Annotated in this window: 14 protein-coding genes; 3 read left to right on the top strand and 11 right to left on the bottom strand. The window is 60.0% G+C overall.

Going from position 1 to position 13,319, the window contains the following annotated elements:
• Positions 1-638: 638 nt before the first annotated feature.
• The 3 genes from AC24YW_RS35375 to AC24YW_RS35385 all read left to right on the top strand — a co-directional run bounded on the left by AC24YW_RS35375 (position 639) and on the right by AC24YW_RS35385 (position 3,541).
• On the top strand, positions 639-1,025 hold the full coding sequence (locus AC24YW_RS35375) for a hypothetical protein (RefSeq protein WP_487487035.1): 387 nt from the start codon (positions 639-641) through the stop codon (positions 1,023-1,025).
• Between the two features lie 448 nt (positions 1,026-1,473).
• Entirely contained in the window at positions 1,474-1,782 is a 309-nt protein-coding gene (locus AC24YW_RS35380; protein ID WP_487487036.1) for an FMN-binding negative transcriptional regulator, read from the top strand.
• 853 nt (positions 1,783-2,635) lie between these two features.
• Positions 2,636-3,541 (top strand): TauD/TfdA dioxygenase family protein, encoded by a 906-nt coding sequence (locus AC24YW_RS35385; protein ID WP_487487094.1) that lies wholly within the window; start codon positions 2,636-2,638, stop codon positions 3,539-3,541.
• Between the two features lie 189 nt (positions 3,542-3,730).
• On the opposite strand, the gene AC24YW_RS35390 is transcribed toward AC24YW_RS35385, so the two are convergent.
• The 11 genes from AC24YW_RS35390 to trbB form a co-directional block, all read right to left on the bottom strand.
• Positions 3,731-3,961 (bottom strand): DUF2274 domain-containing protein, encoded by a 231-nt coding sequence (locus AC24YW_RS35390; protein ID WP_225134418.1) that lies wholly within the window; start codon positions 3,959-3,961, stop codon positions 3,731-3,733.
• 4 nt (positions 3,962-3,965) lie between these two features.
• The gene (locus tag AC24YW_RS35395; RefSeq protein ID WP_487487037.1) at positions 3,966-5,177 is read right to left on the bottom strand and encodes a TraB/TrbI/VirB10 family type IV secretion system protein; all 1,212 of its coding nucleotides are present in this window, start codon (positions 5,175-5,177) and stop codon (positions 3,966-3,968) included.
• Positions 5,174-6,205 (bottom strand): P-type conjugative transfer protein TrbG, encoded by a 1,032-nt coding sequence (trbG, locus tag AC24YW_RS35400; RefSeq protein WP_487487038.1) that lies wholly within the window; start codon positions 6,203-6,205, stop codon positions 5,174-5,176. Before trbG ends, AC24YW_RS35395 begins: the two co-directional genes overlap by 4 nt.
• The gene (trbF, locus tag AC24YW_RS35405) at positions 6,202-6,885 is read right to left on the bottom strand and encodes a conjugal transfer protein TrbF (RefSeq protein WP_487487039.1); all 684 of its coding nucleotides are present in this window, start codon (positions 6,883-6,885) and stop codon (positions 6,202-6,204) included. Before trbF ends, trbG begins: the two co-directional genes overlap by 4 nt.
• A 91-nt stretch (positions 6,886-6,976) precedes the next feature.
• A complete protein-coding gene (gene trbL / locus AC24YW_RS35410) occupies positions 6,977-8,203 on the bottom strand; it encodes a P-type conjugative transfer protein TrbL (protein WP_487487040.1) in 1,227 nt (408 codons plus the stop codon).
• Entirely contained in the window at positions 8,200-8,571 is a 372-nt protein-coding gene (gene trbK-alt, locus AC24YW_RS35415; RefSeq protein WP_271596689.1) for a putative entry exclusion protein TrbK-alt, read from the bottom strand. Before trbK-alt ends, trbL begins: the two co-directional genes overlap by 4 nt.
• Complete coding sequence (gene trbJ / locus AC24YW_RS35420; RefSeq protein ID WP_487487041.1) at positions 8,571-9,302, bottom strand: P-type conjugative transfer protein TrbJ; 732 nt, start codon at positions 9,300-9,302, stop codon at positions 8,571-8,573. The genes trbK-alt and trbJ overlap by 1 nt, the downstream gene beginning before the upstream one ends.
• Positions 9,299-11,740: a conjugal transfer protein TrbE gene (gene trbE, locus AC24YW_RS35425; RefSeq protein ID WP_487487042.1), complete on the bottom strand. Its 2,442-nt coding sequence runs from the start codon at positions 11,738-11,740 to the stop codon at positions 9,299-9,301. The genes trbJ and trbE overlap by 4 nt, the downstream gene beginning before the upstream one ends.
• Positions 11,741-11,750: 10 nt before the next feature.
• Positions 11,751-12,014 carry a VirB3 family type IV secretion system protein gene (locus tag AC24YW_RS35430; RefSeq protein ID WP_225134412.1) on the bottom strand — a complete coding sequence of 88 codons (264 nt, stop codon included), beginning with the start codon at positions 12,012-12,014 and terminating at the stop codon, positions 11,751-11,753.
• A complete protein-coding gene (locus tag AC24YW_RS35435) occupies positions 12,014-12,337 on the bottom strand; it encodes a TrbC/VirB2 family type IV secretion system protein (protein ID WP_036006829.1) in 324 nt (107 codons plus the stop codon). Before AC24YW_RS35435 ends, AC24YW_RS35430 begins: the two co-directional genes overlap by 1 nt.
• A 1-nt stretch (position 12,338) precedes the next feature.
• On the bottom strand, positions 12,339-13,253 hold the full coding sequence (trbB, locus tag AC24YW_RS35440; protein WP_487487043.1) for a P-type conjugative transfer ATPase TrbB: 915 nt from the start codon (positions 13,251-13,253) through the stop codon (positions 12,339-12,341).
• Positions 13,254-13,319 lie beyond the last annotated feature (66 nt).

The raw sequence follows: 13,319 nt of genomic DNA on the forward strand, positions 1-13,319 counted from the left end.
AACTCGCTTTCCACGGCATCCACACCTCCCGCAGAACAAAAGCGGAAAGTGTAACCCATGTGTCCGGTACGATTTGTCACCTATGTCTCGGGCCGCTCAATCGGTGATTTGGTAGCGGGGGAGCGCTACCACCTACCCCCACACCGACCAAACCTACGATATCTTATCCAACCGTCCGCGTAAGACTTTGCGGAGGGATCCCACCGCCGGCGTCGACGCCTCAACTGCGTCGTCACTCCGGCTCAGACCGGATGATCCGTGAAGGATGGCTGAATGGGCCTGCCGCCGAATACCCGATGTGGTGGTGTCGCCTTCACACGACGCGGACGAGGTTCCACCAACGGTGCGAGGACACCCTAAGCCGGCTGTGCGAGGATCTCCGCCTGGCACCTGGTGGCATTCATAAATGACGACGCTTGAAAGGCCAGTAATGTACGCCAAAACGATCGAGCAGGGCCGTTTTCCCGCGAGTAAGGCGCGCCTCGTGCGCGAAACGTCTCGACCCCAAATGGAGCTGGTTGACCTCGCCTGAATGCCAAGACGATCGAGCAGAAATACCGCAGATGAAGGACCTTCTACGCTGATTATCATCATGGCCACCATGCTAACGTAGCCCTGCTACTTGCTTGGGGCCAACATTGTCATCGCAGGAAATTTCTCCCCAGTCGACTGCTGCAGCCGATCGGGATCTAACCTTCCTAGTGATCGAGCGACATCGCGAGCTGTTGGCACATTACGATGCGGCCCTGTCCGTATCGGCAAAGCTCGATTCGGGACCCGAGTTTGATGCCGCCGACGAAATCAGCTGTCAAAGGAACCGTGCTCTCGCGGAGCATGGGAACGTGCTCATCCGTTCAACCCCAACCACGATCGCAGGCGTGATTGCTCTGACGCGTTACGTCGGCAGCCTACAAGAATGGGACCTTCCCGACGATGACGCGTGGTATCGGACTTTCTTGGAAGGGCTGGCAGACGCGATCGATGGAATCGCCATGGCGCAGCGGCTTGGGCAAGATGGCGATTAAAATGGCGCTCGCTTTCATCTTCCGCGGCATACTTTTCTGGGTGGCAATCGCTGCGCTTCTCTATTTCGTGTGGAAGTTGCCCTTCTGAAGTCTGACGATTGGGGGCTCGCCCGAGCCAGCATCGAGGCAATGAGGAGGGGCGGCTCTTGAACCACGGTACTCGCCGGACCCCTGGAAGTTGGATGCGATTTCAGTTTCCTGGCCTTGCCCGAAGCTGATCCGTCGTAGAATCGTCGACCACGACGCCTTTGCCAGCGCTGCGCGGCAGGCGCGCCTCCTCCACTGCTGCAGAAGGGGCATCGCTTGAGAAAGATCAAGAGAACTGCGCCCAAGTGAGGCAGCGACGTGCCAAGGGGCCCCGTGCCCATAAGCCTCACGAATAGCTGTACGGTCGTTCCGCTAACAGCGCTTAAGTGCCCGAGAAAGCATCCGTTTCCTGGAAATTGGGATGCTTCCGGACATTACGGAACAAACGACCGCAGGAGCCGCTGTGGACCAGCCCTACCGCCGGTGCCACGACGTTCCGCACCATGGCGGCGGCTCGGTCTATTGTCCAGTAGACAAAGACGCTGGGCAAGCCGCCGGCGAAGTGAACTTAGCAATCCGCAATCGCGCATTGCCCGATCGGACCGCTCTGGCGATCTTTACTGGCGCAGAGGCTTGCGAGACGCCATCCTGGTCTCCCAGCAAGCCACAAGCCGAACATATGGTGCCGACATGGAATTTACATCGCAGTCCACGCCAATGGGGCGATTGAATTCTTCGAGAATCTCAATCGCCCGCTTCAGATCGTGACGCGACTGACGAATCTCCATGAGACGTGACGTGCGACGCCGTGGGCGGTCAGCGATGCTCCCGCGGATTTCATCGCGTTTACCATGATAGAAGGCAAGCGCAAGATGAGCCACCGCCCGTGCCTGATCGTATTCGTTTCTCCACCCGCCTAGCGGCGAGCAAACTGACGCAGGACCAGGAAATTGCAGCTTTTATCCTACTTCAGGACCGAGACGATAATGTGCATAACTGCCGCCAAGAGCGCCGCTCGAAAGAGAGCGATCTTACATCTGCAACTCTCACGGGCTCCATCGGCATTACGGGACATTACCTCGGGTCGTCAATTAACTCGCGAATTCGCCAATGGAACAGTCAGCTTGAGCTTACTAAAGTATGTGGAGAGTTGTCGGTATTCCGACAGAGCCCAAATCCCGTGTCAGGTCGAGTACAGCTGGCAGTAGCGAACTCTCGAAAAGCCCATTCGGCGTTATGGCTTGCCCAGCGCCGCCTGGTATGGCCATTGCCTAAAATGATCCATCAAGAAACAGAGCCACAAAGCAGCAAATGGTCACGCTTTCCACCCGCATTTCATCCTTGAGGAACGGTCAGCTGATTCACATCGCGGACATACCCGCTATGACCATCCGAGACATGTAGACCAGCAAATACTCTCGAACAGGTTGATTTGGCACGATGCCGTTCGATGACTCGCGGCAAATACCACGATTCGTTCAGTGCCTATTGTCGAGGACATGTTGGTCTTTCTGGCACGATGCTTGCTGAAGATCATTCGCTCCAAGGGGGGCGGGAGACCTGCCAGGGCCTGGAAAAGCGAGATCAGCGCAATGACTTTGATCGGTGGCGTCATTCCGAGCGCGGATATTGTGAAACGTGCAGCGCGCATCGGTGCCGAAGTCAAAAATATCAAGCTATCAGGCGATCTACCGGATCACGCGATAGCTGCGATCAACAGCTTATTGCTAGAGCACAAGGTGATCTTCTTCCGCAATCAAGGACATCTCAATGACGCCGAGCAGGAGCGCTTTTCCGCTCGTCTGGGAAAGCTAGTGCCACATCCGATACTCGGCGCTACCAAGGGGGCGTCGCTCCTCGAACTGGACTCCACTCGCGGTGGCGGTCGCGCCGACGTTTGGCATGCGGATGGGACCTTTGCCGACGCCTATCCCAAGATCTTGGTCCTGCGGGCCGTGGTAATGCCACCGTTCGGAGGCGACACCGTGTGGTCTAACACAGCTGCCGCTTATCTTGGTTTGCCGTCGCCCCTACAACGGCTCGCCGAGGGCCTATGGGCCGTTCACAGCAACGTTTTCGATTACGCTGGGATCGCGCGTCTCCGCGAGGTCGACAAGAAGCACTTTGACGAGGTGTTCACCAAAGCCGTTTTTGAGACGGAGCATCCCGTCGTACGCGTCCACCCCGAAACAGGCGAGCGGACGCTAGTGCTCGGCGCCTTGGTGAAGCAGTTTGTTGATGTCCCCAAATACGACGGACAAAAGCTGTTCGACCTATTTCAGTCTCACATCACCGCGCCCGAAAACACTGTGCGCTGGGACTGGTTAGAGGGGGATATTGCGATATGGGATAACCGCGCAACGCAGCATTATGCGGTTAACGATTACGGGAACCAGCGTCGCGTCGTACGTCGGGCCACGATCGAGGGTGAGGTGCCTGTCAGCGTCGATGGCCGGAGCAGTGTAACGCGCCTGAAGGTGACCGAATGACTGCACGACGACGCCCAGCGCTCTCGCGTCTGAAAATCGAGAAAATCTGGCAATCGGACTTGTTTAAGGTAAACGCGAAAACACACTTTCGGACGCGATATCTCAGCTCTTAAGGCCAACTCGGCAGCGCCTAGCTTGATGCATGCAAGCTATTTAGCGTCGACCGACGGCTTCGAGGAAACTGGAGCATCACTGTCCTTGGCCAGCGGCTTCACGTTTCAGCTTAGAAAATCCTCGATCAGTGGCCATAAAGCGCGCCAACATGGGGGCGATGAGTTTAGTCGGATCGACCACTTGACCACCCTGACGCGTAAGCGCTTCTGCATATGCAATGAGATCACGATGCACCGCCGCAGGCAGCTCCGCACTTACTTTGACCGGCTTGTCGTCTGGAAGCTCTCCTATTTTTAGTTTTGGCATTTTGTTACCCTCTATAGGGTGTAAGTATGAGGTCATGATTGACAAGAACACGAACCGGGACGCCAGGTCGCACGGTTAGAGTGGGCTGGACGCTGAGACTGCGGCGAACCACCTGCTGCCCCGTCTGGTTTAGTGAGTCCGACGCGCCGTGTCGCAATGCCTGGATGATTGCACTGTCGTTGCTATTGGTGTCCGAGCCGGCGCCCAGTTCGGTCCCGATCGCCAGAAACGTCGATAGTGCCGCAGCCTTGAACAACTCGCCCCAGTGATTGTCGACCTGATCTTCGAGACCTGCGTATCCGGCAGTGTCAGCGCCAGGCTGCCGCTCGAGAACGATCGACCGTCCATTCGGCATGATCAGCCGTGTCCAGACGAGCAGGACGCGGGACTGGCCGAAAGTGACCTGGCTATCGTATACCCCGATCAGGCGCGCGCCCTGCGGTACCAACAAGAACCGACCGGTGGGCGTATCGTATACGTTTTCCGTCACCTGCGCGGTGATTTGGCCTGGAAGATCTGATCTAATCCCTGTGATCAGCGCTCCCGGAATCACCGTCCCGGCCTGCACGATATATGGTGTGGCGGGCCTGGTGACGCGGTCAGGGCTGACCGTACGACGGTCCGCGGAGGCGTTCACGAAGGCAAGCTTTCGGTCCTGACCGCTTTGTGCAGATGCGTCATCCCCGGTCACCGTTGGATTCGATGGCACGACGCGATCGCTTCCAACAAGCGGCGCGGTGGGCGGACGTACTTCACGTCCGTTTGTCGAAGCGAATAGATGACTGATGCGGGCTGCCTCGGTCTCTTGATCCCGGCGCTGCTGGTCCGGATAAGCGCCAATCGCCGGCGACTGGCCTTGAGCGGCAAGGATCGGTCGACCGAGGTCCCCGGGGAGCGGCGGACCAAGCTGCGGGATTGGCTGGCGCGGAACGCCAGCATAATCCTTCGGCAGGGTCGTAATACCGTCGGCAACATTGTGGTGGTCTGTGCTATAAATCTCCCCCGCCGCCTGATTACGGGAGCGATTATGCTGCAGCGACCACAGCACAGCCCCACCGATGACAAGCAGGGCGACCGCGCTCCCGCCGGCCAAGAGCTTCCGCGACAACCGCGTCACGCGCGGATGCTCTGCTCTCAAGCGGAAGCTTTCTGACCGCTCCACTTGTGTCTCCGGTGGAACTGTTTTCTCGTGATCGTTTCCGTTGCCGGTGTTCATGACGACGGCCTCCCGTCGGTCCTGACGATCCTGACCTTCTGCTGGTGCTCACCGCCGAGCCGGAGTTCGGCGGCTGCAAACAGCCGATCGACGATCAATACGTTACCGTAGGCGCGATAATTGACGAGCTCGGTCTTGCCCTCCGGGCCGATGACAAAAAGCGGTGGCATCTCGCCCTGCACGATGCCTTGCGGGAATTCAACATAGACCTTGCGGCCATCGTCATATGCGGCGATCGGCCGCCAGGGTGGACTGTCCCCTTCGATGACATAGCGGGAGATGCGCCGCGCCGGCTCCGGAAGAAAGGGTTTCAGAGCAACTGAACGCGACTGCTCGCGCACGGCTTCCGGATAGTACCAGGCAACATATGGCATGTATGGCCGCTCGCGCGAGCGGAGCTCGATCAGGTAGGTGCGCCGGTCAGTATTGACCACCAGGTTGGTTTCGATCGAAGCTCGGGTCGGCTTGACCAGGATATGGACGCGCCGTGTGTCGCCGCTACCGCTCTCGGTATCGCCGACGACCCAGCGCACGGTATCTCCGGCCGCTATCGGCCCCGATCCCGTCAACTGTTCTCCCTCCTCTAGCGCGATATCTGTGATCTGCCCCGGTGCGGCGTAAATTTGATAAAGCGCCCCGGGACTGTAGGCGTAGATTTGCGCTGCATTGAAATACCCCCGCTTGCGCGGTTCAACACGGGCCGCACTGTTTGCCATCTCCACCCGGCTCACCGGCTCTACGTTTTCCATCCCTCCTGACTTACCGCCGAAAGCTGGCTTCCAGAGGGGTGGAACGTGAAGCGGTCTCGGTTTGTCGTCGAGAGCCACCGGTGATGCCAGCAACGGAGGAACTTCAGCGTCATAGCTGATCTCCGGCGGAATGTAGGTCGCGCATCCACCAAGCATAGACGAACAAAGCAGGACAGCGTGCAAACTTGCTCGCTTCGCGAACACGAACTTGGGCCGAGTCGAATTGAGCCCGCTTTGCGCACCTGGATGCGAATGAACGTCAGACGGCGTCTTGGTCACTGACTCAACTCCTTTGACCAGTTGATGGCGCGGACGTAGACGCCAAGGGGATTCTTGCGCAGGCGTTCGGCATCGCGCGGCGACTCGATTGCGATCGTGAGAATTGCCGTCCAGCGTTCGGTCGAACTCAGCGTGCCGTTGTCGTAACTGCGTTCAATCCATGCGACCCGAAAGCTCTCCGAAGACGCGCGAATGACGCTCGAGACGTCTACGGAGATTTGAGCCTTGCCCAGCTTGGCAAAGGGGTCATTGTTGCGTGCATAATCGTTGAGCGCAGCCGCGCCACGATCCGTCGTAAAATCATACGCCCGGAGCCAATTCCGGCGCAGAACGATACCGTCGGCCGGCAAGCCTCTGACGTCCTCGATGAAGCGCGCCAGATGGTAGGCGATCTGAGCGTCAGTAGGTTGATAGTCGATGTTGGCCGGCGCAACCCTTTGTGCTTGGCCGAGATGATCGACTTCTACTACCCAAGGCGTGATCGATCCCTGGCTCGATTGCCAGACAAGGCTGCCAGCGAGACCGGCTGAAACCATCAGGCAGCCGAACGCCATTAGGCGCCAGTTCTTAGCCTGCACGCGGGCAGATCCAATGCGTTCGTCCCAAACCTGCGCTGCCTTTTGGTAAGGCGTAATCGGCTCGGGCATGCGCCCGTAGTGAACTGATGGTCGTTTGAACATCGTGGGTGCCCCTGATATCGAGTGATCGGTTTCAAGTCTTGCGATAGAAGGTTTGAGGCGCTGCTGTGCGGCGGAGGTGCAGTGGTGCGTCTCAGCGTTCTCCTTCGGACAAATCGACGGAGGAGCCGCTGCCACCATGATCGCCGGAGCGGACGGCGTGGCCAGCGGCCGAGGCACCATGCCGAATGGTCTGAGCACGCTTCATACGGCGAGCCCAATCAGGCTGCCCTTCGGCCGGAGCGCTCGCGCTCTGGTCGCCCGCTTGGCTACCTCCGAAGGCAGCTGCTGCTCGACGCAATGGACTCGTCGCAGCCGAAGCGCCAGCCTCCGCGACGCTGGCAAGGCCGCCGCTTCGATAGGCGGCTGTTGCTCCGGTTGTGACAGCGCCGCCACCGCGCGTGGCGCCTGCAACCGCACCGCCAGCGAGACCGGCACCGCCAGCAGCAACTCCCGCACCAGCCGCAACAATGCCGCCAGCAGCAAGGCCTGTTCCAATCGCCGCGCCGGCGCCGAGTTGAGGTCCGCCCGACACTAGGCCGCTTGCGATACCCGGACCGAAGATGCCGAGGCCCAGCAAGGAGAGGGCCGCGAGCACCAGCGTCATCGCGTCTTCGATGGTCGGCTGTGCACCGCCGAAACCTGCGGTGAACTGCGAGAACAGGGTGGAGCCGATGCCGACGATGACGGCCAGGACTAGGATCTTGATGCCGGAAGATATGACGTTGCCAAGAACGCGCTCCGCCGCGAAGGTGGTCTTGCCAAACAAGCCAAAGGGAATGAGCACGAAGCCAGCCAGTGTCGTGAGCTTGAACTCGATCATGGTGACGAAGAGCTGGATCGCCAGAATGAAGAAGGCGAGCAGGACCACGACCCACGCGAACAGGAGAACGACGATCTGGACGAAATTCTCGAAAAAGCTGATGTAGCCCATCAGGTTGGAGATGGAGCCGAGCAATGGTCGGCCGGCATCAAGGCCAACCTGAGCGATCTTTCCCGGCCGCAGGAAATCCGATGCGGACAGGCTTGCGCCCGATGCTTTCAACCCAAGACCCGCAAAGCTTTCGAAGACGATGCGCGCCAGGCTGTTCCAATTGCTGATCAGGTAGGCAAAGACGCCGACAAAGAGCGTCTTCTTGACGAGGCGTGCGATGATGTCCTCGTCCGGCCCCCAGCTCCAGAACAACGCGGCAAGCGTGATGTCGATCGCGGCAAGCGTAGTTGCGAGATATCCGACATCGCCCCCCAGCAGCCCGAAGCCATTATCGATGTAGCGCGTGAATGTCTCAAGAAACTGGTCGATGATGCCTGTACTGGTCATGGCTTGCTCGCTTCAGGTAGCGCCACCGACGGATATCCCTGCGGCATCCGACTCTGGTCTTTTGGCGCGGGTGTCAGGCCAGCGGCCGGGTCGGATCCCCGAAGCGGAGCTGCGCTGTCTTTCCGGCCGAAGAAACGGCGCCGGTTCTCAGCCCAAACCTTTTGGCAATGCTGATAGCCTCCGACATCGTCTGACGTGACGGTGCGGCAGCGGGCGAGATCGGAAACGTCAACATCCGTGGTCTGCTCTGTCTTTGGGAGCGCAGACGCATCTTCGCCACTACGAAGCTGGATCGTGCAGGCAGTCACGACCAACACGCCGATTGTCGTAAGTAGCGACAGCGCCTTAAATGTCTGGATGTCAGTCATCAGTGGAACATCTGCACGTTGGATGATTGATAGCCCTGCCCTGGCGTAAGAAACCGTCGGAGCTGTTCGCGGCCCTGGTCCTGGGCCGCCGCGCGCTGCGCGGCTTCAAGGCTCTGCGCCCTGCCCTGTGCCGTCACGACAGCCGTGAGGTCCGCCAGCTGCTGCGCATTCAGTGCGAGAATCTGATTGCCGGCCTGTGTTGCCTGCAGGGCGCCGCTAGCGCTCTGACTCGACGTCACGAGTGCAGACGTCTGGATTCGATTGGTATTGAGGTTGCCAACGATGCCAGCCTGGACACGAAGGGCATCCTGCGTTGCGGCATATGAATTCTGCCAGCGCGATTGAGCATTGGAGATCAGCAACTGATCCGACTGGCTGCTGGCGGCTGGCGCGTAGCTCGTCGAGAAGGCATGATCGATCTGCTGGACGTCATAGGCAATACGCTGCGCCTGGGCCAGCAATTGCTGAGTACGCTGGATCGAGGATTGCAGTTGCTGCAGCGACGAATACGGCAGGTTCGCCAGGTTCTTCGCCTGGTTGATCAGCATCTGCGCCTCGTTCTGCAACGAGGTGATCTGATTGTTGATCTGCTGGAGTTCCCGCGCAGCCGTCAAGACATTCTGAGCGTAGTTGTTGGGATCAAAGACGATCCACTGGGCTCGCCCGGGCACTGTGATGCCCAGGATCAGCGCGACCGTGCCAGCGGCCGTTAACAGGCCAAGACGCCTCATAGTGATTTCTCCAGATTGACGAGATTGGGGAGCAGGTCGAGGGTCCAGGCCAAACCGCGGTGCTGGAGCCAGGCCGGTACGAAGCCATCAGGTCCATGTTCGGCCAGGAGCTGCGTAATGGCAGCCTGGTCGGTCTTGGCAGAGGCCGCAGTGAATGCGAGCGCAATCTCACCAAGGCCAAGTTCGAACATCCGGTTGCCGCGACGGGACTGGCAGTAGTAGTCGCGCTTGGGCGTTGCCCGGCTCAGTAGCTCAATCTGCCGGTCGTTGAGACCGAAGCGTCTGTAGATGGCTGCGATCTGGGGTTCGATCGCCCTCTCGTTCGGCAGCAACAGCCGCGTTGGACAGCTTTCGATGATCGCAGGCGCGATTGCAGAGCCATCGATGTCCGAGAGCGACTGGGTCGCGAAGATGACGGAAGCGTTTTTCTTCCGAAGGGTCTTCAGCCACTCCCGGAGCTGTCCGGAAAAATCATCGTCGTCGAGGGCAAGCCACCCCTCATCGATAATAAGAAGAGTCGGCCGGCCGTCCAGATGGTCTCCAATCCGATGAAAGAGATAGGCCAGCACGGCAGGTGCCGCGCTCGTTCCAATCAACCCTTCGGTCTCAAACGCCTGAACGGAGGCCTCGCCAAGGCGCTCAAATTCGGCATCGAGCAGGCGCCCGGAAGGACCGCCGAGGCAATATGGTTGCAAGGCGCGTTTCAGAGAGTTCGATTGGAGCAGGACTGACAGGCCCGTCAGGGTACGCTCCACCCTCGGCGCCGAAGCGAGAGATGTTAGCGCCGACCACAGATGAGCCTTGACCTCCGGGGTGATCTCGACCTTTTCCCGGGCGAGGATCGCGCCAATCCATTCGGTCGCCCATCCGCGCTCGGCGGGATCGTCAATCCACGCCAACGGCTGGAGGGCGACTGGCTTTTCGCTCTCGTCGGACAGTGCGCCGCCGAGATCGTGCCAATCACCACCCATCGCGAGCGCGGCCGCCCGGATCGAACCACCGAAGTCGAACGCAAAGACCTGAGAGTTCGGATAACGCCTGAACTGCAACGCCATCAGAGCGAGCAGCACCGACTTGCCAGCGCCTGTCGGTCCTACCACAAGGGTATGCCCGACGTCGCCGACATGGAGCGAAAATCGGAACGGGGTTGATCCCTCAGTCTTGCCCAACAGAAGCGGCGGACCTTTGAAATGCAGATCCCTCGCTTCGCCCGCCCACACCGCCGACATCGGAATCATATGGGCGAGATTGAGGGTGGACACCGGTGGTTGCCGCACATTCGCATAGACATGCCCCGGCAAACTGCCGAGCCAGGCTTCGACGGCGTTCACCGTCTCAATCATGCAGGTGAAATCGCGACCCTGAATGACCTTCTCGACGAAGCGGAGCTTTTCGTCGGCCGCATTGGCATCGCGGTCCCAGACAGTGATGGTCGCTGTGACAAAGGCTTGCCCAATATGATCGGACCCCAGTTCCTGCAACGCTGCGTCGGCATCGATCGCCTTGTTGTGGGCGTCGGTATCGAGCAGCGTCGACGCCTCGTTGGTCATGACCTCCTTGAGAATGGCCCCAATCGACTTCCGCTTGGCAAACCACTGCCGCCGAATCTTGGTCAGCAGCTTGGTGGCATCGGTCTTGTCGAGCATGACCGCGCGGGTTGACCAGCGATACGAAAATGGCAGGCGATTTAGCTCGTCCAGGATCCCGGGGGTCGTCGCCCCCGGAAAACCGACAATCGTCAGAACCCGCAGGTGGGCTGAGCCCAACATCGGCTCAAGGCCGCCGGTCAGCGGCTGGTCGGCCAACAGCGCATCGATGTACATCGGAATTTCGGGCACCCGAACCCGATGACGCTTGATCGATATCGTCGAGTGCAGGTAGGTCAGCGTGTCCTGATCATCGAGCCAGGCACATTCGGGCATGAACCCTTCGACGAGCTGCAATACGCGGTTCGTTTGATCGGCAAACCCCCGCAGCACCTCGCGCGCGTCGGCGCCAACGGTGCGGTCGCGACCTTCATAGAGCAAGCGCTCCGCCTTAGCCGCTCCTTCCTCCGGCGGCAGATAGAGGAAGGTCAGGAAATAACTGGACTCATGGTGGGCACCCGCCTCTTCGAACTGAGCTCTGCGCTCGGCGTCGACCAATGCAGATGCGACATCCGGAAAGGTGTTCGGCGGATAGTTACCGGCAAAATGGCGCTGCGCTTCGACGAATACGGCCCAGCCGGATCCCAGGCGGCGCAAGGCGTTATTCAAGCGACCGGCGACCGCGACAAGCTCAGCCGGCACTGCGCTGTCGAGATCAGGCCCCCGGAACTTCGCCGTCCGCTGGAACGAGCCGTCCTTGTTCAGGATGATTCCCTCGTCCACCAGGGCTGCCCAAGGCAGAAAGTCGGCGAGCCGGGCATTGGAATGGCGATATTCGGCAAGGTTCATCATGACCGAGAGCTCAGGTGTTGAGATGACCGGGGATGCGCAGATGTCGGCGCACCACATCGACGAAGGCCGGGTCGCGCTTGGCGGCCCAGACTGCGGCCATGTGGCCGATAAACCAGAGGACCAGACCCGCGATCCAGAGCCGCAGCCCCAGACCTAGGGCTGCCGCAAGCGTGCCGTTGACGATCGCAAACGACCGCGGCGCGCCACCCAATAGGATTGGTTCGGTGAGCGCGCGATGAACGGGCCCGGCAAAGCCTGTGATCGGCTCATCCATCAGATCACCACGCCGCCGCCGAAGGAGAAGAACGACAGGAAGAAGCTTGAGGCGGCAAACGCGATCGATAGACCGAACACGATCTGGATCAGCCGGCGGAAGCCACCTGATGAGTCCCCGAATGCGAGCGTAAGCCCGGTCACCACGATGATGATGACGGCGATGATCTTGGCGACCGGCCCCTCAACCGATTGCAGGATCTGATTGAGTGGCTGCTCCCATGGCATGTTCGAACCAGCGGCCCATGCCGGCACCGCTGCCAAAAGCACCGTGCCGAAGGCAGCCAGCGATGCACCTCGAAGAAAACGAAATTGCACACGCATGTCAGTCTCCTGCTGATGAAAGATTGTAGTCGCCGCTGGCGCTGAGCCCCGAGATGAGGGCGAGTTCAGCGAGGCGACGATCGGCGCCGCGGCCTGCAAGCACGGCGACGAGGTTGATGGTTTCGACGATCAGAGCACGCGGGACCGTGATGACGGCTTCTTGGATGAGTTGCTCGAGCCGCCGCAGCGCCCCGAGCGCGGTACCCGCATGAATGGTGCCGATGCCGCCGGGATGGCCTGTACCCCAAGCCTTAAGCAGATCCAGCGCTTCGGCGCCGCGAACTTCGCCAACTGGAATGCGGTCGGGCCGCAGTCGCAACGAGGAGCGGACGAGGTCCGACAGCGTCGCTACGCCGTCCTTGGTCCTTAACGCCACGAGATTGGGCGCTTTGCACTGAAGCTCGCGCGTATCTTCGATCAGCACGACCCGATCGGAGCTCTTCGCCACCTCGGCCAGGAGCGCATTCGTCAATGTTGTCTTGCCGGTCGATGTCCCACCGGCGACCAAAATATTTTTCCGTGCGGCGACCGCGCTCTGCAGGATCTCGGCCTGCTTCGAGGTCATGATCCCCCTGGCGACGTAGTCGTCGAGCGTAAACACGGCGACTGCGGGCTTGCGGATGGCAAAGGCTGGCGCTGCAACGACCGGGGGCAAGAGTCCTTCGAAGCGCTCACCGGTCCCGGGCAGTTCGGCCGATACCCTCGGCGCACCGGCATGCACCTCCGCGCCCACGTGATGCGCAACCAAGCGAACAATGCGCTCGCCATCGGCTGCGGAGAGAGTTTCGCCTGTGTCGATCAGGCCATTCGACAACCGGTCGATCCACAACCGTCCATCCGGGTTGAGCATCACCTCAATGATCGCTTCGTCTTCGAGGTAGCCGGCAATCGCAGAGCCAAGTGCGCTGCGCAGCATTCGCGCACCGCGCGAATTCGCTTCCGATTGAATGGAATGGATTGCCACCGCTCGCCCCCACGAATG

The organism is Bradyrhizobium sp. USDA3516 (assembly GCF_057651995.1).